Below are 17687 nucleotides of genomic sequence, written 5' to 3' on the forward strand. Positions count from 1 at the left end.
TTGCGATGTCGATAAGGAAACAAGTTAAGAAACAAACATTACAGACAGCAAAAGTGGGCAAGATACATCTGTCTTATCTACGAAACAGCGAAGGGGGTTTCACAATTGTTGAATCTTTGGTAGCGATACTTGTAGTTAGCATTTTCCTGTTAGCGATCGCACCAGTTCTTTCCCTCTCAGTGGCAACCCGTGTACAATCCAAACGGATAGAATTAGCTACTCAAGCTGCCAGAACATACATTGATGGGGTGAAGACTAAGAAAATTTTGGCCCCATCTGGGCCAACCACCGCTACCACCCTAACAGGAACTAGCGCCCCTACAGCTACGGGAACACTCACATGTAATACTACCCCCACAAGCCCGGTAGCATCTAACTGCTCAGTTCCAACACCTCTAATAGGCACATCCTTATACTGCATAGATTTTGATGGCAATAGTACCTGTGAAATTACCAGTGTCACAGATATGGTTGTACAGGGTTTTCGTCCAAATAACAACACTTCCACCGCAGGATATGCTTTAGGAGTGCGGGTTTATAGAGCTGATGCTTTCAAAGAAAACACTACTCTTTCTAGAAACAATGCTTCAGGTACTAATAACGAAAAAGTGACACAAGCTACTTTTACCGGAGGTGTCGGTCAGCGCAAAGCACCTTTGGTAGAAATGACAACAGATATCAACGACACTGAACCTAAATATAGTGACCTTTGCGCCCGTATTAAAGGATCAGATCCAACTAATAATCCAAATGATATTGGTTGCAGTAATTAAATATTGATTGTTAAATATTTCTCAATAAAAGGGAAACCGCAGGATGATAAATTCACTGAAATTTATCCTGAGTACTCAATTAAAACGCTCTGGAATAAATAAGACAATTAACGGCTTTACCCTGATTGAACTGCTAGTAGCTATGGTAATGGCAGTATTAATCATAACGCCTTTAATGGCTTTTATGATTAATATTCTAGATGGCGATCGCAAAGAACAAGCCAAGGCAACTTCTGAGCAAGAAATCCAAGCAGCATTAGATTATATCGCTCGTGACCTACAACAAGCAGTTTACATCTACGATGCTGATGGTGTTACCAGAAACACAAATACTACTATTACTAGTTCAGGCATTAAAGACCAAATACCACCACTCAAGTCTGCTTCTAGCTGTAGTGATAGTAGTATTTGTAAACCAATACTTGTTTTTTGGAAACGTCAGCTTATAGCTGATAGTGTTGGTATTGCTGCCAGCAGTCAGACTAGTGCCACAGATACAGATGATGGCTTTGCTTATTCATTGGTAGCGTATTACTTAATCACCAATACAGATAGTGCAAACTCTACATGGTCTAAAGAGGCACGAATTGGTAGGTTTGAACTTGAAGGCCCGGTGAATGCGGCTAATGCAAATACAACAGGAAGTAGAAGTGATAGTGGATTTAATACGCTACCACTAAATAAGAGCGGTGCTTCGCTCAAAGAAAAGATGAATCAATGGCAGAAGGACACTCCATCAGCTAATTACTCTACTGATAGTCCAGTTGTAACTTTGATTGATTACGTTAGCACCACTGCACCACCTAGCGCTAGCACTGCACCTTGCTCTACTCCAAAACTTGTAGGCAGCCAAACAAGTGGATTTTTTGCTTGTGTCGATGCCACTGAAGTTTTAGCACAGGTGTACATCAGAGGCAATGCACTTGCTCGTCTGCAAGATAATAACTTAACTTCCACTGATAACTTAAAAAGTTATTTTCCAAGTTCGAGCATTCGAGTGCAAGGACGCGGATTTTTATTTACTAAATAACCTCTTGCTAATAAATCAAAGGTATTGTATGCATGGCGCAGCTTTATTGAGTTTAAATAAAATTCCTAAACAATTTTTAACAGAAACACCAAAGCAGGCATCTCTGGCAAACAAACTTCGCAACACATCTGCATACTTCTACAAAGATGCTGGTTTTAGCCTGATAGAATTAATAGTAGTAATACTCATGGTAGGAATTTTATCAGCGATCGCAGCTCCTAGTTGGATTGCCTTTGTAAATCGACAGCAGATAAATAAGGCTAACGACGCTGTTTTAGGCGCACTACAAGATGCACAGCGCCAAGCTAAAAACAAAAAACTTAGCTACAGTGTCAGTTTTCAGAAAAATACCACAACCCAAAATGTAGAGGTTGCTATTTATCGAACCGATATTGGAACCCCTATATGGAAAAATTTAGGGGCGGATGTAGGGCTTAATTCTAATAAATTGCTGCTAGGTACAAATCTTAGTGGTGAAAACACTGCTAATTCTACAACTAATTCTCCTGCATCTTATCTTACCCCAAGTACGCCAGCAAAAATTACCTTCGACTATATGGGGGCTTTACCAACTGCAAATTTTGGAACAGCTATACCCCCTTCGACAGAGACACCTGGATTAAAAATAGTGGTAGCATTACCAAGCTCGGCAAATTCCACATTGCCCAGTAGCGTAAAACGATGTGTCATTGTAAAAACTCTCTTAGGCTCAATGCTCACAGCAAAAGACGATAAATGCGATTAAGTAGTTTATGCAGTAATCTTCATTCAAAGATACGCAATAATACTGTACATAAAACTGCACATTGATAGCAAAATTGAAATATCGGGTGCAGTTTTAATCTTTGATATATCTAAGAGCCAGTAATAAATTAGACCATTGGCTGAACATATAAAAAACTTCCTAATCAAAATATCAAAATGCAGCGTTTGTTAAATGAATGAAAACCTTGATATTACTGTAGCTATCCCAACTTATAACGGTGAAAGTCGTTTACCTGAACTACTAGAACGACTACAAAACCAAGTAAACACAGAAAACTTATCTTGGGAAATTATAGTTATAGACAACAACAGCACTGATAAAACAGCTAAAGTTGTTCAAACTTATCAAAATAATTGGCGATGTCCTTACCCTTTAAAGTATTGCTTTGAAGCACAACAAGGCGCAGCTTATGCCCGAAAAACAGCAGTTGCAGAAGCTAAAGGTAGAATTAATAGGTTTTCTAGATGATGACAACTACCCAGTATCAAATTGGGTATCAGCAGCTTATGCTTTTGGTGAAAAATACCCCAAGGCGGGAGCTTATGGCAGCCAAATTCATCCTGACTGGGAAGTAGAACCACCAGAAAACTTTCAGCGAATCGCTCCATTCTTGGCAATTACAGAGCGTGGTAATTTGCCACTATTATATGAAGCAGCAAAAAAATTACTCCCTCCCTCAGCCGGACTTGTTGTTCGTAGGCAAGCCTGGTTAGAAAATGTACCAGATAATCCTATTTTAACTGGTAGAGCTAAAGGCAATATGCTTACTAGTGAAGACTTAGAAATGTTGTCTTATATCCAAAAATCAGGATGGGAAATTTGGTATAACCCAGAAATGGAAGTTTTTCACAAAATTCCAGAGTTCCGTTTACAAAAAGATTATTTGATTCCCTTTTTTAAAGGTATTGGACTTAGCCGTTATGTAACTAGAATGATTAATGTTGAACACATATATAGACCAATTGCTCTTTTAGTCTATATGATAAATGACCTGCGTAAAATTATTTTGCACTTCCTCAAATATAGAACTCTGTTGAAAACTGATTTAGTAGCTGCTTGTGAAATGCAACTGTTTTTAAGCAGTCTAATTAGTCCTTTTTATCTTTGGAATAATGGGTATTTAACTAAAAAAATAATTAAAAAATAAGATTTATATAATATATGGAAAAATATGGGCTTGAAAAAATAGATTTTACTATAGCTATTCCTACATATAATGGAGGAAAACGTTTACCCAAAGTTTTAGATTTGCTCCTAAATCAGGTAAAAATAGAAAATATAAATTGGGAAATTATTATTATTGACAACAATAGTAAAGATGAGACGAAGAAAGTAACTGATGATTACCAAAGAAACTGGAATCACAACTTCTCATTGAGGTACTTTCAGGAAAAACAACAAGGAATAGCCTTTGCCAGAATGCGAGCTATCAATGAAGCTAGAGGAGAATTTATTGCATTCATAGATGATGATAATCTACCATCATCTGATTGGGTTTTTCAAGCTTATACTTTTGGCAAAGAACATCCTCAAGCTGGTGCTTGGAGTGGTCAAATCCACGGTGATTTTGAAGTAAAACCCCCAGAAGAGTTTACAAGAATTCAAGCCTTTTTAGCGATTAGGGAACACGGACTAAAACCATATTTATTTGATGCAGATAATTTAAGACTTCCTCCAGGTGCTGCATTGGTTGTTCGTAAGCAAGCTTGGTGTGAAAGCGTTCCTGAAGAATTAGTTTTTAAGGGTAGACTAAGTAAATTGATGGTTGGTGGGGATGATACAGAAGCTCTCTTATATTTGCACAAAGCAGGTTGGGAAATCTGGTATAATCCAGCGATGCATATCAATCATCAAATTCCATATTGGCGGTTAGAAAAAGACTATTTACTAGTGCTAGCGCGTGGATGTGGTCTGTGTATTTTCCAACTACGTTTGATCAATGCTAAAAACTGGCAAAAACCAATAGTTTTAGTCAAAACTATCTTGGGAAATTTACACCGAATATTACAACATCTTATGAAGTATAGAGGTCAATTAGATACTAATTTAATTGTACTTTTTGAAATTAATTTTTATTTGGCTAGTATGATAAGTCCTTTTTATTCTCTTAAATGGAAGTTAGACAGAATTTTAGGAAATACAACAAGGGAGCATCCGCTTTTAGAAAAAACACCGGACGATTGGAAATCGCGGCTATACAGAATAAACCCGCCTGCGCGGGTTTTATAGAGTCCGCGCAGGTGGACTTCGTATAGCCCCAGACTTCTAGTCTGTTTGCGTAGCGTGCGTCTTAGCGCAGGGCAATCTAGCAAAAGTTGATGCTCCTTACAACAAGATGATTAAATAAATTTTGGATGTAACAATGATTTCTGTAATTATCCCAGCTTACAATAGCGAAAAAACCATTAAAGAAACAATTCAATCTGTTTTAAATCAAACTTTTGCTAACTTTGAATTAATTATAATAAATGATGGTTCGCAAGATTCAACGTTAGATATCATCACACAAATTAAAGACCCTCGAATAAAAGTATTCTCTTATGCCAACGCTGGCGGCAATGTTAGTCGTAACCGAGGGCTAAACCATGCAGTCGGAGAATTTGTTAGTTTCTTAGATGCAGATGATCTTTGGACACCGAATAAACTTGAATTTCAATTAAAAGCTCTCCAAGAAAATTCGACTGCAAAAGTTGCTTACAGTTGGACTGATTATATTGATGCGAATGGTAAATTTGTATTTACAGGTAAGCGCATTAATTTAAATGCAAATATTTATGAAACTTTATTGCTAAGTAACTTTCTAGAGAATGGCTCCAATCCCTTAATTTGTAGAGAAGCTTTAATTACATTAGGTGGCTTTGATGAATCTCTAACTGCTGCTCAGGATTGGGATATGTGGCTGCGATTAGCTTCTAAGTTTGATTTTATATGTGTACCATCTGTACAAATCTTATATCGCATAAGTGCTAATTCAGTTTCTTGCAATCTTGTCAGACAAGAAAAAGCCTGCTTGCGTGTGCTTGAGACAGCCTACAAGGAAAGACCTTCAACAGTTAAAGATAGTTGGAATATAAGCCTAGCAAATTTATACAAATACTTGACTTGTAAAGCTCTACAAACGCCGTTTAATCGACCAAAAGGTTTGGCATCGGCTATATTTCTGTGGAAGTATTTTCTTAACGACCCTTCAAGACTTAAGAACATAAATTTCACTTTAAAATTGTTATTGAAAAGTGTCATAATTTTTCTCTCGCCCACCTTGCTTTACAGTATTATTAATCGAAGCGAAGTAATAAGCCAAGAAACGGAAGGATTGCTCAACATCTGGGGAACTGAAAATCGCACAGAAAGCAAAAATGGGTATCCAGGCGCATTTACAATCTCTAGTTAATGCAAAAAATCTCTGCAATAAGCACTCTAACAGTGGTTTTACTTTACCAGAGATGTTAGTAATTGTTGTATTAGTTGGTATATTAGCTACATTGGCAATACCAAACTGGGTGGCTTTTGTAGATACTCGCCGTCTCAACACTGCCCAGAACGAGATTTATTATGCGATACGCCAAGCTCAAAGGCAAGCTACCAAAGAAAAATTGACTTGGCAAGCCAGCTTTCGTGAACAAAACGGTATTCTTCAATGGGCAGTTCATCCTGTTACAGTAAACCCATCTAGCGCTAACTGGAATAACTTGGATGCCAATGTACGCTTAGATGTAGAAACAACATTACAAATTTCCAATGGTGTTAGGCAAATTAAATTTAATTACAAAGGTAATATTGTTTCGCTACCACGAAGCATAACTATTTCTAGTAAGTATGGTGGTAAAGTTAAGCGTTGCGTCTACATCTCTACAATTTTAGGAGCAATGCGAACGGCAAAAGAGCGACCTAGAGCTAATAATGAAGGTGATTATTGCTATTAAAATATTTTTAGTTTATTCAAAAAAGGTATTGCGTGCTGAACTTACCAGCAAACTCAAAACGACACCTGATTATTTTTACTCGCTATCCAGAACCAGGTAAGACAAAAACCCGATTGATACCTGCTTTAGGAACTGTTGGTGCTGCCAATCTTCAACGGGAAATGACTGAATATACAATATTTCAGGTTCAAGAATTGCAAAAAGCAGCAGCTATATCTGTAGAAGTGCGGTTTGCAGGTGGCGATTCGCAACTTATGCAAGACTGGCTGGGGTTAGATTTAGTTTACCAGTCTCAAGGTGAAGGGGATCTGGGTTCGCGGATGGCGCGATCGCTTTTCGAGGCTTTTCAATCTGGTGCAGAACAAGTTATTATCATCGGCACAGATTGTCCTGGAGTGAATGCCCAAATTTTAACAACAGCTTTTGAGAATTTATACACTTTTGACCTTGTACTTGGCCCTGCGATCGATGGTGGATATTACTTAATTGGTTTGCGCCAACCCATCCCGGAGTTATTCGTTAACATCGAGTGGGGAACTGCTCAAGTATTCCAGAAAACCGTAGATATTGCCCAAAAAATTAATTTATCACACGTAAGCTTGTCGCCTTTAGCTGATGTTGACCGACCTGAGGATCTATCGATTTGGGAACAAGCCCTTGCAGGGAAGATGTAAAAATAAGGAAGATGAAAAAGGTATAGCAATTTTTGTATTTATGCAAGACGCACTAGGGGCCCACAGATGTCATAGGTGTCAACTTAAGCTAAAAGCCTTTTTCAAATCTCGTTTCCAGCCTCTAGGCTGGAAATGATGCTTTGGTGGCTCTGCCGCCAGCAAAGGAGGCGGAGCCTCTAAGATGGCATTCCCAGTCGGAGACTGGGAACGAGACACGAGACAATATGTAAAAGCCTTTTCTAGACAGGCTTTCAGTTAAGTTGACACCAATGCACAGATGTACGCCCCTACAAAATGCTTATATTACAAGCGATTGAGAACTGTAATAAGGAAAATCGAGTAATTAATGAGTCTTTTCTTCCAGCCCCGCATCATGTTCGTATATTAAACCACCACGAATTTCCTGAAGACACTGGACATAACAAATGTTACTGTGGTCTAGTTGAAAACCAAGAGGCAGATAGCCTTTACCAATATTGAATCTGCTTTGTGTTTCTACACAATAGTCACGGTCATAGGCACAATATTTAAGTACCTTGAAATATGAAAATCACTCGTATTCACCGCCAGTTTGAAAAACTATGGTTAACCGTTTTACTTCCGTGACTACTGCTCTCACACTGAAGGTAGTTGGAATAATCTGCATTTTGTCCTTTTTCGTTGACTTTTTGATTCTATTGTTACCCTTTCAACCTACTGATCGGGTATGGCAAATCAACTTGGCAACGGCGCTAGTTGATCGGGGAATTGTTCCTTTAGTAGGTTTAGGGCTTCTATTTGCTGCCTATTGGACTGAGAATGCTGATGCAGAAAGCGATCGCTCCCAAGGTATAGATTTAAGATTTCCCGCCTTGATCATCTCAAGTATTTTAGGGTTGATGTTTTTGCTGATTTTCCCCTTGCACTTAAATAACGTCAATCAAGCTAAGACTCAAACACTCAACCGAATCACCCAAGAAGCAGATCAGGCAGAAAATCAACTGAACACTCGGTTATCGCAATTGCAAGCACAACTGAACACCGAGCAAGGAAAAGCCCAGCTAGAGCAGCTGCGAAACCAAACCAAAACTCAGTTTAGTGAAATCCTCAAAGATGATCAAAGATATAAGCAAGCACTTGAAAGCGCTCAAATTCCCGCAAACATTAAAGAGTTACTGAAGAAGGCGAAAACAAATCCTCAAGCACTTGACAAAGCTATCGAACAACAAACAGATATTCAGACGCTGCAAACTCAACAACTGAGCCAAGTTCGCCAGCGCAGAGACGAGGCGCTGCAACAAGCTAAAGATACTGCTTGGAAGTCTGGACTGCGAATCGGAATTAGCAGTTTGCTGTTGTCCATTGGTTACATTATCATCGGCTGGACAGGCTTAAGAGGTAGGGGTGCTGTACAAGGTGGTAAACCTAGAGCTGCTGCACGCTAATCCACATTGGCATGGCAGTACGACGTATCCTGTACTGCCATGTACGCAATAGCTAATAACAATAAAAAGGCAATTATCACTCAGTAAAATCTCTATAAAACTTGCGTAATGTTCTCAATTTACATACTGACATATAACGAAGAGCTAGATATTGCTGCTTGTATAGAATCGGCAATGCTATCAGATGACATCATTGTTGTAGATTCATGTAGTAGCGATCGCACTGTGGAAATCGCTAATCGCTATCCCATCCGCGTCGTTCAACACGCTTTTGAAAGCCACGGTCGCCAACGCACCTGGATGTTAGAGTCTATTCCCCCGAAGCACGAATGGGTTTACATCCTCGAAGCTGACGAGCGCATGACTCCAGAACTATTCGCAGAATGCCAAAAGGCAAGTCAGAATTCAGACTACATTGGTTACTACGTAGCTGAACGTGTCATGTTCATGAATAGTTGGATTCGCTACAGCACACAGTATCCTCGTTACCAAATGCGCCTCTTTTGCCACGGTAAAGTCTGGTTTACAGACTATGGTCATACTGAGCGGGAAGTTTGTGACGGTGCAACTAGCTTTTTAAAAGAAACATACCCCCACTACACTTCTAGCAAAGGTTTGAGTCGCTGGATTGAAAAGCATAACCGCTATTCCACGGATGAAGCCCAAGAAACTTTGCATCAGTTGGAACAAGGAAAGGTCAACTGGCGAGATTTATTCTTTGGCAAATCGGAAGTCGAAAGACGGCGTGCCCTCAAAGATTTATCTTTGCGTTTACCCGGCAGACCGTTGCTACGATTTGTATATATGTATTTTATCTTAGGCGGATGTTTAGATGGGCGCGCCGGATTTGCTTGGTGTACATTGCAGGCATTCTACGAATACCTGATTTTGCTCAAAGTCTGGGAAATGAAATATCAACCAAAATCTAATTTGGAAGCAATGGCAATTTTGGCAAAAGAGAGTACACAACAGTTGCACTGCGCCAATTCTGAAACTACACAGGTTGATGTGGCTTGACACTCCCCACCTTACTTCGTTGAAGGTGGGGATTCTACATTCACCGTCAGAACTTGAATTAATATTTTTCACAGAATATTTTCATCAAAGCCGCTTCTGCTCAAATGTGAGTGACTGACCAGATAAAATAATTTCTTAGTTTACCCGGTGGTACTTTCACAATCATGAGCAGCTTTTGATTGAGCGCGATAGATTAGTAATACTTAAGGACTTGCAACAATCATTTACAAGTCTTACAAAGAAAAGTAACATCCTCTAAGAATAACCAACCGCTATCGGATTGGTTAATGTCTATGTGTATGCTTGTAGGAAAATAGCTGATTTCCAGCAATAAGTACGTCTTTTTGCAGCAGTCGATCTGCTGGCGTTTTGGACAGTTACTTGCTGGCAGAAAATGCCTAAAGTTAAAGTCTTCGGAATTTGACGCATCTGCTGGTATGGATACCAATAACAAAAGTTCCTCTAGCTTAAAACAGGAGAATCGGGGCTTGGTAATCGATCGCCTAAAACAGGACTTAAAAAACGACCTGATTGCTGGTTTGTTGGTAATAATTCCCTTAGCAACCACGATCTGGCTGACAATTACCATTGCTACTTGGGTAATCAACTTCCTCACCCAAATTCCTAAACAACTAAATCCCTTCGATGGGTTAAACCCAATTTTAGTAAATTTGCTGAATTTATTAGTGGGATTGGCTGTACCACTACTAAGTATTTTACTAATGGGCTTGATGGCTCGAAATATTGCTGGACGTTGGTTGTTAGATTTTGGTGAGCGCTTATTACAGGCAATTCCTTTAGCGGGGCAGGTATACAAAACTCTTAAACAGCTTTTAGAAACAATATTAAAAGATTCTAATGGTAAGTTTCGCCGTGTAATTTTGGTAGAGTATCCTCGCCGAGGAATTTGGGCGATCGCCTTTGTCACTGGTGCAATCAGCAGTGATATCCAAGCCCAAATGTCTCGCCCTGTGCTAAGTGTTTTTATCCCTACCACCCCGAATCCAACTACAGGATGGTACGCAGTCGTTCCTGAAGACGAGGTGGTAAACCTCTCTATATCCATTGAAGACGCTTTTAAAATAGTTGTATCAGGTGGCATTGTCGCCCCTAATACGCCCTTGGTTTTCCCCGAATCCACGCTGGAAGTGAAACACGACGAAATCAAGCAGGTTATTCCTGTTGAAGAAACGTGAAAAAGGCATCTGGAATCAATCTGGCAAAGTCCCAAGCCTATACGTAATAATATTGTTTTACTTTGCCAAAATTGATATAATTATAAGTTTGTCCCGCAAAAATAATCAGTTCTCGCCCAATCACCCCTCATTTTTATGCAACCCCGCAAACCCCAGCAAATTGCTCGTGAATTGGCGCTTTTAAGCCTGAGCCAATTGCCAGTCAACCCAAAAAAATTAGATAAATTGGAAGACGATCAACTAGTATCCAAGTTGGTGCTAGGAGCTGTACGCACTCTGACCTCAGAAGTGCAAGATACCCTCGATAATGCCGCAGGTGAACTGCAACGCAGTAACGATCGCCTCTTAAGTAGCCAAACTCGTGCCTCTGACCTGAATACTGCCAGAACAATGCTTCAAGAAGCGATCGCCTGCACCCAGACAGCAATCAATCAGTTGGGTACGGCAGTTGATTTCCCTGTATTGATCCAGTTAGCTAACCAGGACAAGGGAGTTCGGAATTATGCTAAAGAGCTTGTAATTACCGTCAACGAAAATCGACATATTATAGATGAACTCCTTTCTACTGCCTTAGTAGATTGGCAAGTAACTCGCCTCGCCCAAATTGACCGCGATATCCTGCAAATCGCTGTGGCAGAAATGAAGTTCTTAGGAGTTCCAGACAGTATTGCCATCAACGAAGCTGTAGAACTAGCTAAACGCTACAGTGGAGACGATGGTCATAGATTTATTAACGGTGTTTTACGCCGAGTCACGGAGCAGAAAAAAACTGCATAGTACTGCTGTGTAATTTGTAATTCGTAATTACTATACTGCTGTGGAGACAATTCTGTAGCCGCTTCTGGGGCTTCCTCTGAGGGCAGAATTTTTGGAGGGAAGCCTCTGTTTTACAGATTCTACTCAAACTGGCGTTAAAAGGTGAGGATAACCCGGAAGTTTTCACCCCAAGAAAAAGTGCAAAGTTAAATTAAACTCATAACTTATAACTAATAACTCATATAAACAATACTGCTGCAATGGTTTTTAATTGGTTCCGTCGTCAATATAACGATTCCTCTGACACCCCCCCCGCTCAGAAACAGGAAGAAACTCCTCCTGTACAAGAACCCCAACCAGAGCCAGCCGAAACGTCAACACCAACTGCTGAAACTGCACCAGACACAACGGCAGACTTGTTGGCATTTGCTAAAGCTGCCTACAAAAATATTCAGCAAAAACAACAAGTTGAGGTAGTAGAAACCCCACCTGATTCAGCAGATAACGCAGCACAACCTGAAACTGTAGAAACACCAATTGCGGAAATCACTGAACCAGAAACAACTGAAGAACCTGTTACTACAATCCTAGAAACAGCACAGGCAGATATTATCCAAGCTGCTACTGAGGAAGAAATTATAGAAGATTCCTCAGTAGCAGCAATTGCTGAAGAGCCAGATGTTTCCACCCCAGAACTCACGGCAAATGAAACTGAACCAACTACCACCGAACCAATAGCTACGCCAGAGGCAACACAACCAACAGCACTATCTTTCTTAGAACGGGCGGCAGCAGAACGGCAAGCCAAGCTAGAACAACTAGTAGCCACCGCCATTGAAGTTCCAGAACCGGAGGTAGTACAGCCAGTAGCTACAACCTCAGATACAGATGAGGAAATTCCCGGATTGGTATTTGATGATGGGTTTGTCTGGTCGGCGAGAGTTTTGGCCGCTCAAGGTAGAAGTGCAGAAGACGTTTCTATTGAAGAAATTACCTGGCTGAAAAAGCTCCGGCAAGGGTTAGATAAAACTCGTCGTAGTATTCTTAACCAACTGAAGGCGATCGTTGGTCAAGGGCCGCTAAATCAAGCTGCTGTGACAGAAATTGAGGCATTGCTCTTACAAGCTGATGTGGGTGTAGAGGCGACAGACTTTATTATCAATGCCCTACAGACAAAACTTCGAGAAGAAGTTACCGCACCGGAAGAAGCAATCGCTTACCTGAAAAAAATCCTCCGGGATATGCTGGATGCGCCAAGCAAAGCATCCCACAAAACTAGCTTTACTCCAGAAAAAGAAACCTTAAATATTTGGTTAATCACCGGGGTAAATGGTGCTGGTAAAACCACCACCATCGGCAAAATTGCCCACCTGGGACAAAAATCTGGCTATAAATGCTTGATTGGGGCAGCAGATACCTTCCGCGCTGCTGCTGTGGAACAGGTAAAGGTTTGGGGTAGTAGAAGTGGTGTGGATGTCATTGCCAATCCGGGAAAGAATACAGATCCGGCAGCAGTTGTATTTGATGCGATCGCTGCCGCCCAAGCCCGTCAAACCGAATTACTTCTTGTAGATACAGCCGGACGACTGCAAAACAAGAAAAATTTAATGGACGAACTCGGTAAAATCCGGCGAATTATCGACAAAAAAGCCCCAAATGCCAAAGTAGAATCTCTTTTGGTTCTAGATGCAACTTTAGGACAAAATGGACTGCGGCAAGCTGAAGTCTTCTCTCAAGCTGCCCAACTGAGTGGCGTTGTCTTAACCAAGCTAGATGGTACCGCCAAAGGTGGTGTTGCCCTTGCCGTTGTGCAGCAGCTGGGTTTGCCCATTCGCTTTATTGGTGCTGGTGAGGGAATTGAAGACCTACGCCCCTTTTCTAGCTATGAGTTTGTCGAAGCTCTCTTGAGTGGTTAATTGAAAAACTTGGAGTTAAAAATTTTTCTTGACAAACTCATAAATTTAGGGATAACTGATCTGGTATTATCACTTGAACTAGCTAGAAACAAAATGCTAGAAACAGATCAAGTTCTAAAATTATGAGTTTGTCACCATAAATGTGTGACTTTTGCTCAATTTTCAAGCTTGTCAAATTTAAATTGACGGGTAAGCAAGTTCATAGTAAATCTTTTGTCGCTGACTCAAAAGATTGGTTTATTTCATTTTTATCCCATTTCAATGGGTTTAATTTTTGCATCTTCAGCAACTCAAAATTTGCAAAATGAGAAATTTAAAATGGAATAACTCAATCTTGGCAATTATTCCAGCAATTATGGTGTATAAAGTAAGTATTTGAAAACTTATTTACATTATTCTCAGGTTTGGGGATGAATGTAAGTCTGTTTTTTAGCAAACAAACCTAGATTTGACAGCTTCTAGAGGTTTTAACTCAAAAGATTTCTAGCCTCCTAATTGTCTCTAACCAAACAGTGACTCGAAAGCATCATAAATTATTCTTTGAATAAAGTATTTTTATGACTTTAGAGATATGCTTTGGGAATAAAGTTATGAAAAAATGAAGAGCTTTCTGAACTATCAACAAAACTAGTAATTTTTACGGTATGGGCTGGCACTAAAAATACATGATCTGAAATCACTAAAATTCCATCAAAAATGCAAGAAGCAAATAAAATACAAAATACTGCTAAAATTTGCCCGTTACGTCTTTATACTCTTGCTAAAATGACAAGTCTTGCCTAAATATGGTTTAGCAATGCCATAGCCAAAAGATTTATAAGTAATCTAAAATCTGCCAATATAAAGTGCAATAGTACCTGTGCCTGTGTCTCAACTGCCCTCTCAACCCACTGACAGCAATAGTAGTGCCGCGACAGATGTCACACCAGTCGTGGCACTCAAAGAACTCGTGGCAAGGTTGCACCGGGAACAGAACAAAATTCAAGATTTGCTAAGTTCTTTAGGATTTGCCCTGAGAAGTTTCAATAATTTGAATCAGTTCTTAGAACTTATCCCGCTAATGGCAACAAGAGTAACAGATGCAGACGGTAGCGCCTTGTTTCTCTACAAACCTAATGGTCAAGTCAGGTTAGAACAGTTACATTGGCAAGATAGTCGTCAGCGAAAGGATATCCGCAAAGCGCTAGAAATAGCCAGCAGTCAAATTACCCTAATACCCAATAGTGCCCCCCTAGCCAATGCCACGGGGATTTTGGATGACCAGATGCATCGCTATTTGGGGCCAGATGTGCAAATCTTTGGCACGGCGATTCTAGTAAAGCATACAGAACGAGGATGGCTCTATGTTTTGAGCCGCGATCCAGAATATAGTTGGACAGAAACTAGACAAAAATTAGTTAGGTTAGTGGCAGACCAAACAGCAGTAGCGATCGAAAACGATGAACTAGCTGTAGAACTAAGAAAAAAAGAACGTCTAGATCAAGAACTAGAAATTGGTGCAGAAATTCAACGACGACTTTTGCCACGTCAATGCCCCGTAATCCCTGGTGCAATCTTGGCGGCACGTTGTAAACCTGCCAATCGTGTCGGCGGAGACTACTACGACTTTATTGCTACCAATCACAATAAAATTCAGCCCAAGATTAAAGGCAGCACGGAAACTAGTTGCTGGGGTTTGGTTATTGGAGATGTGATGGGCAAAGGTGTCCCAGCAGGGCTGATTATGACGATGATGCGGGGAATGTTACGGGGAGAGGTACTACATGGCAATTCTCCAGCCCGAATTCTGCAAAACTTAAATAGAGTTATGTATGCGGATTTAGAAAATTCACACCGTTTTGTAACGCTATTCTACTCAGAATATAATCCCCATAACCGAATTTTGTCTTATAGCAATGCGGCACACAATCCTCCTTTGTGGTGGCACGCGGCGACAAAAACTGTCAGCCGTTTAGATACTCTAGGAATGTTAATCGGTTTGGATGCTAACAGCCAATATGAAGATGCCCAGGTACAGTTAGAGCCTGGGGATACAATTATTTACTATACAGATGGCTTGACTGATGCTGCTGCTGCTGGTGGCGATCGCTTCGATGAAGATAACTTTGTAGCTGGCTTTAATACAGCTTGCAAATACTGCAATGGCCCAGAAGAGATTGTAGATTACCTTTTTGACCAAGTTCAGCAATTCATTGGTGATGATAAGCAAAACACTGATGATATGACACTAGTGGTTATGCAAATTTTATAGTAATTAGCCATTTTTCCTTGATCAAGTCATCAGTGAATTGGTTAAAGCTGATGGTTACTGGGGATTCACGACAGTAATTCTACAAAATTTAATTTTTTATTTTTTCTTTAAATTTCCGTAGCGATCGCCTAAATAGTCGCATATCAAGCTTTTTAGTGAGTTGTTTATATTCAGCCTTTAGGAGGATACATAAAAAATGATCCTTAGAATACTTTTCCGTTAAAGTAAAAACTATATATTTTGCACATCTAGCACAGTAGGAAACGTCAAGGGGGAAAGCAGGTAAAAGGTAAAAAGCACAAGGTAAAAAGTAAAAGGTAAATTTACTTCTTCATTTTTGCTTTCTTTCTATTCTTGTGACACAAGCATTTAGCCTGCTCTCTCTTGGCGTTTTAATTTTTCCTTTCTCCGCCGTAGCAAGTTCACAACAGTTACGACGGAGTTTTGCTTTCTTTGTTTCTTCGGTCTAGACTTAGTTGTTTTAAACTTCCTCGTTATTTAAGCTGCTAATCTTCATTTAATGATTTGTCAAGATATTTCTGAAAATATTTTAGATGGCTATTCTTGCGCCCCAGCTTTTTGTAGACTCCGCACCACATTTTTGTAACCATTAAATTCTGCAATCATCAAAGCAGTATAACCGCCCCGGTTTTTCAAATTCATATCTGCCCCAGCTTGCACTAATAACTGCACAATTTCGCCATAACCTGCTGAGGCAGCCCACATTAATGATGTTGCTTTTGCTGAGTCTTGAAAATTCACATCTGCCCCCTTTGCCAGCAGCAAATGTATAATTTCTGTGTGCTTGCGTTCGGTTGCCTTGATCAAAGCAGTTTTGCCATCATCCCCCGGAGTGTTGGCATCAGCACCATAGTCTAGCAACACTTGCACCGTTTGGATGTGTCCTTGTGATGCCGCCAACGTCAAAGGTGCTTTCACCAAGATTTTTCTCATTAATATCTCCTCCAGAACGCAGCAGTGCCTCAACGATATGGCTGTGTCCCTGCAATGCTGCTACAAGCAGTGGCGTATCACCCAGACGGTTCTTAATTTGGACATCTGCACCCTTGTTAAGTAAACACTTGCACAACATCAATGTAGCCTTCTACAACGGCAAGATGTAGGGCAGTTTCACCATCTTGATCTTGGAGATTAATTTCAGCACCTCGATCTAGTAAAAGCTGCTGCGATCGCACTATGTCCACCTGCTGCTGCTGCCGATAATGCAGTTCCACCATCGGCATTTTTCAGACTCACATCAGCCCCCGCCGCCAGCAGTGCTTCCACAACCTCCAGATGTCCCAAATCTGCTGCTAATGTTAAGAGTGTTTCACCCTCACCATCTGGAATATTGACATCGACACCAGTTTGAAGAATTGTTTGTAAAACTTCTATTTTTCCCTGCTTAACGGCAAGTTTTAAGGCAGTATCATCATCTTTATCTGCGATATTAACTTGGGCACCAGCAGCCAATAAAACTCGCACTACATCGATATAACCTTTGAGTACTGCTGCCATTAAAGCTGTGCTGCCATCTTCATTAGTGGCATTAACATCAGCACCTTTAGACAGTAAAAACTGCACAATGTCAAGCTGTTTGGCACTAGCAGCCAACATCAATGCCGTCAAACCATAGAGTTTTCTGGGTAAGTTAATATTTGCCCCAGCATCCAGCAGCGATCGCACAATTTCGGTATAGCCTAAATTAGCAGCAAACATTAACGCTGTAGTGCCTTGGCGATCGCACGCGTCCACCTTCGCACCAGCAGCCAGTAGCGCACACAGCCCCTTGATATCGCCATTTTTAGCGGCTTTTAGCAGCAAAGTATCGTTGTTTTCAGTCATGAATGAGATCCCACACAGGGGTTTTGTTCATCTACCCTCAAAATTTAGTCTGAGATTGTTTATCCACTTTGGCAAGAGGGCAAAGGAAAATTGCAGAGTGAAGATGGTGGAACCTC

General features: G+C 40.5%; 13 protein-coding genes and 2 pseudogenes. 14 read left to right on the forward strand and 1 reads right to left on the reverse strand.

The features are described 5' to 3' along the window. Positions 1–5: 5 nt before the first annotated feature. From hpsB to ANSO36C_RS15680, 14 genes and pseudogenes are all read left to right on the forward strand, one after another. Positions 6–773 carry a hormogonium polysaccharide secretion pseudopilin HpsB gene (hpsB, locus tag ANSO36C_RS15615; protein ID WP_251955286.1) on the forward strand — a complete coding sequence of 256 codons (768 nt, stop codon included), beginning with the start codon at positions 6–8 and terminating at the stop codon, positions 771–773. A 43-nt stretch (positions 774–816) separates the two neighbouring features. Then, the gene (hpsC, locus tag ANSO36C_RS15620; protein WP_251955287.1) at positions 817–1803 is read left to right on the forward strand and encodes a hormogonium polysaccharide secretion pseudopilin HpsC; all 987 of its coding nucleotides are present in this window, start codon (positions 817–819) and stop codon (positions 1801–1803) included. Between the two features lie 28 nt (positions 1804–1831). Next, positions 1832–2548, forward strand: a complete 717-nt coding sequence (locus ANSO36C_RS15625) for a pilus assembly FimT family protein (RefSeq protein WP_251955288.1) — start codon at positions 1832–1834, stop codon at positions 2546–2548. 192 nt (positions 2549–2740) lie between these two features. Further along, positions 2741–3716 (forward strand): annotated as a pseudogene (gene hpsE / locus ANSO36C_RS15630) (hormogonium polysaccharide biosynthesis glycosyltransferase HpsE). A 14-nt stretch (positions 3717–3730) separates the two neighbouring features. Next, the gene (gene hpsE / locus ANSO36C_RS15635) at positions 3731–4798 is read left to right on the forward strand and encodes a hormogonium polysaccharide biosynthesis glycosyltransferase HpsE (RefSeq protein ID WP_251955289.1); all 1068 of its coding nucleotides are present in this window, start codon (positions 3731–3733) and stop codon (positions 4796–4798) included. Between the two features lie 133 nt (positions 4799–4931). Beyond that, a complete protein-coding gene (locus ANSO36C_RS15640; protein WP_251955290.1) occupies positions 4932–5960 on the forward strand; it encodes a glycosyltransferase in 1029 nt (342 codons plus the stop codon). Next, the gene (locus ANSO36C_RS15645) at positions 5926–6492 is read left to right on the forward strand and encodes a type II secretion system protein (protein WP_251955291.1); all 567 of its coding nucleotides are present in this window, start codon (positions 5926–5928) and stop codon (positions 6490–6492) included. The genes ANSO36C_RS15640 and ANSO36C_RS15645 overlap by 35 nt, the downstream gene beginning before the upstream one ends. A gap of 32 nt (positions 6493–6524) precedes the next feature. Beyond that, complete coding sequence (locus ANSO36C_RS15650) at positions 6525–7166, forward strand: TIGR04282 family arsenosugar biosynthesis glycosyltransferase (protein ID WP_251955292.1); 642 nt, start codon at positions 6525–6527, stop codon at positions 7164–7166. Positions 7167–7747: 581 nt separating this feature from the next. After that, positions 7748–8590, forward strand: coding sequence for a hormogonium polysaccharide biosynthesis protein HpsJ (hpsJ-B, locus tag ANSO36C_RS15655; protein ID WP_251955293.1), 843 nt, complete (start codon positions 7748–7750; stop codon positions 8588–8590). 108 nt (positions 8591–8698) lie between these two features. Next, positions 8699–9607: a glycosyltransferase family 2 protein gene (locus ANSO36C_RS15660; RefSeq protein ID WP_251955294.1), complete on the forward strand. Its 909-nt coding sequence runs from the start codon at positions 8699–8701 to the stop codon at positions 9605–9607. A gap of 437 nt (positions 9608–10044) precedes the next feature. Then, positions 10045–10803 (forward strand): DUF502 domain-containing protein, encoded by a 759-nt coding sequence (locus ANSO36C_RS15665; RefSeq protein ID WP_251960346.1) that lies wholly within the window; start codon positions 10045–10047, stop codon positions 10801–10803. Between the two features lie 135 nt (positions 10804–10938). After that, on the forward strand, positions 10939–11580 hold the full coding sequence (nusB, locus tag ANSO36C_RS15670) for a transcription antitermination factor NusB (RefSeq protein ID WP_251955295.1): 642 nt from the start codon (positions 10939–10941) through the stop codon (positions 11578–11580). Positions 11581–11819: 239 nt separating this feature from the next. Beyond that, the gene (gene ftsY, locus ANSO36C_RS15675) at positions 11820–13475 is read left to right on the forward strand and encodes a signal recognition particle-docking protein FtsY (protein WP_251955296.1); all 1656 of its coding nucleotides are present in this window, start codon (positions 11820–11822) and stop codon (positions 13473–13475) included. Positions 13476–14334: 859 nt separating this feature from the next. Next, positions 14335–15726 (forward strand): PP2C family protein-serine/threonine phosphatase, encoded by a 1392-nt coding sequence (locus ANSO36C_RS15680; protein ID WP_251955297.1) that lies wholly within the window; start codon positions 14335–14337, stop codon positions 15724–15726. 558 nt (positions 15727–16284) lie between these two features. Here ANSO36C_RS15680 and ANSO36C_RS34900 read toward each other — a convergent pair. Continuing rightward, positions 16285–17571 (reverse strand): annotated as a pseudogene (locus ANSO36C_RS34900) (ankyrin repeat domain-containing protein). Positions 17572–17687 lie beyond the last annotated feature (116 nt).

The organism is Nostoc cf. commune SO-36 (assembly GCF_023734775.1).
Classification (GTDB): Bacteria; Cyanobacteriota; Cyanobacteriia; order Cyanobacteriales; family Nostocaceae; genus Nostoc; species Nostoc commune_A.

Bases quoted from the DNA above. Each gene is read 5' to 3' on its own strand.
- hpsB (WP_251955286.1), top strand. From the start codon at position 6: ATGTCGATAAGGAAACAAGTTAAGAAACAAACATTACAGACAGCAAAA.
- hpsC (WP_251955287.1), top strand. From the start codon at position 817: ATGATAAATTCACTGAAATTTATCCTGAGTACTCAATTAAAACGCTCT.
- ANSO36C_RS15625 (WP_251955288.1), top strand. From the start codon at position 1,832: ATGCATGGCGCAGCTTTATTGAGTTTAAATAAAATTCCTAAACAATTT.
- hpsE (WP_251955289.1), top strand. From the start codon at position 3,731: ATGGAAAAATATGGGCTTGAAAAAATAGATTTTACTATAGCTATTCCT.
- ANSO36C_RS15640 (WP_251955290.1), top strand. From the start codon at position 4,932: ATGATTTCTGTAATTATCCCAGCTTACAATAGCGAAAAAACCATTAAA.
- ANSO36C_RS15645 (WP_251955291.1), top strand. From the start codon at position 5,926: ATGGGTATCCAGGCGCATTTACAATCTCTAGTTAATGCAAAAAATCTC.
- hpsJ-B (WP_251955293.1), top strand. From the start codon at position 7,748: ATGGTTAACCGTTTTACTTCCGTGACTACTGCTCTCACACTGAAGGTA.
- ANSO36C_RS15660 (WP_251955294.1), top strand. From the start codon at position 8,699: ATGTTCTCAATTTACATACTGACATATAACGAAGAGCTAGATATTGCT.
- ANSO36C_RS15665 (WP_251960346.1), top strand. From the start codon at position 10,045: ATGGATACCAATAACAAAAGTTCCTCTAGCTTAAAACAGGAGAATCGG.
- nusB (WP_251955295.1), top strand. From the start codon at position 10,939: ATGCAACCCCGCAAACCCCAGCAAATTGCTCGTGAATTGGCGCTTTTA.
- ftsY (WP_251955296.1), top strand. From the start codon at position 11,820: ATGGTTTTTAATTGGTTCCGTCGTCAATATAACGATTCCTCTGACACC.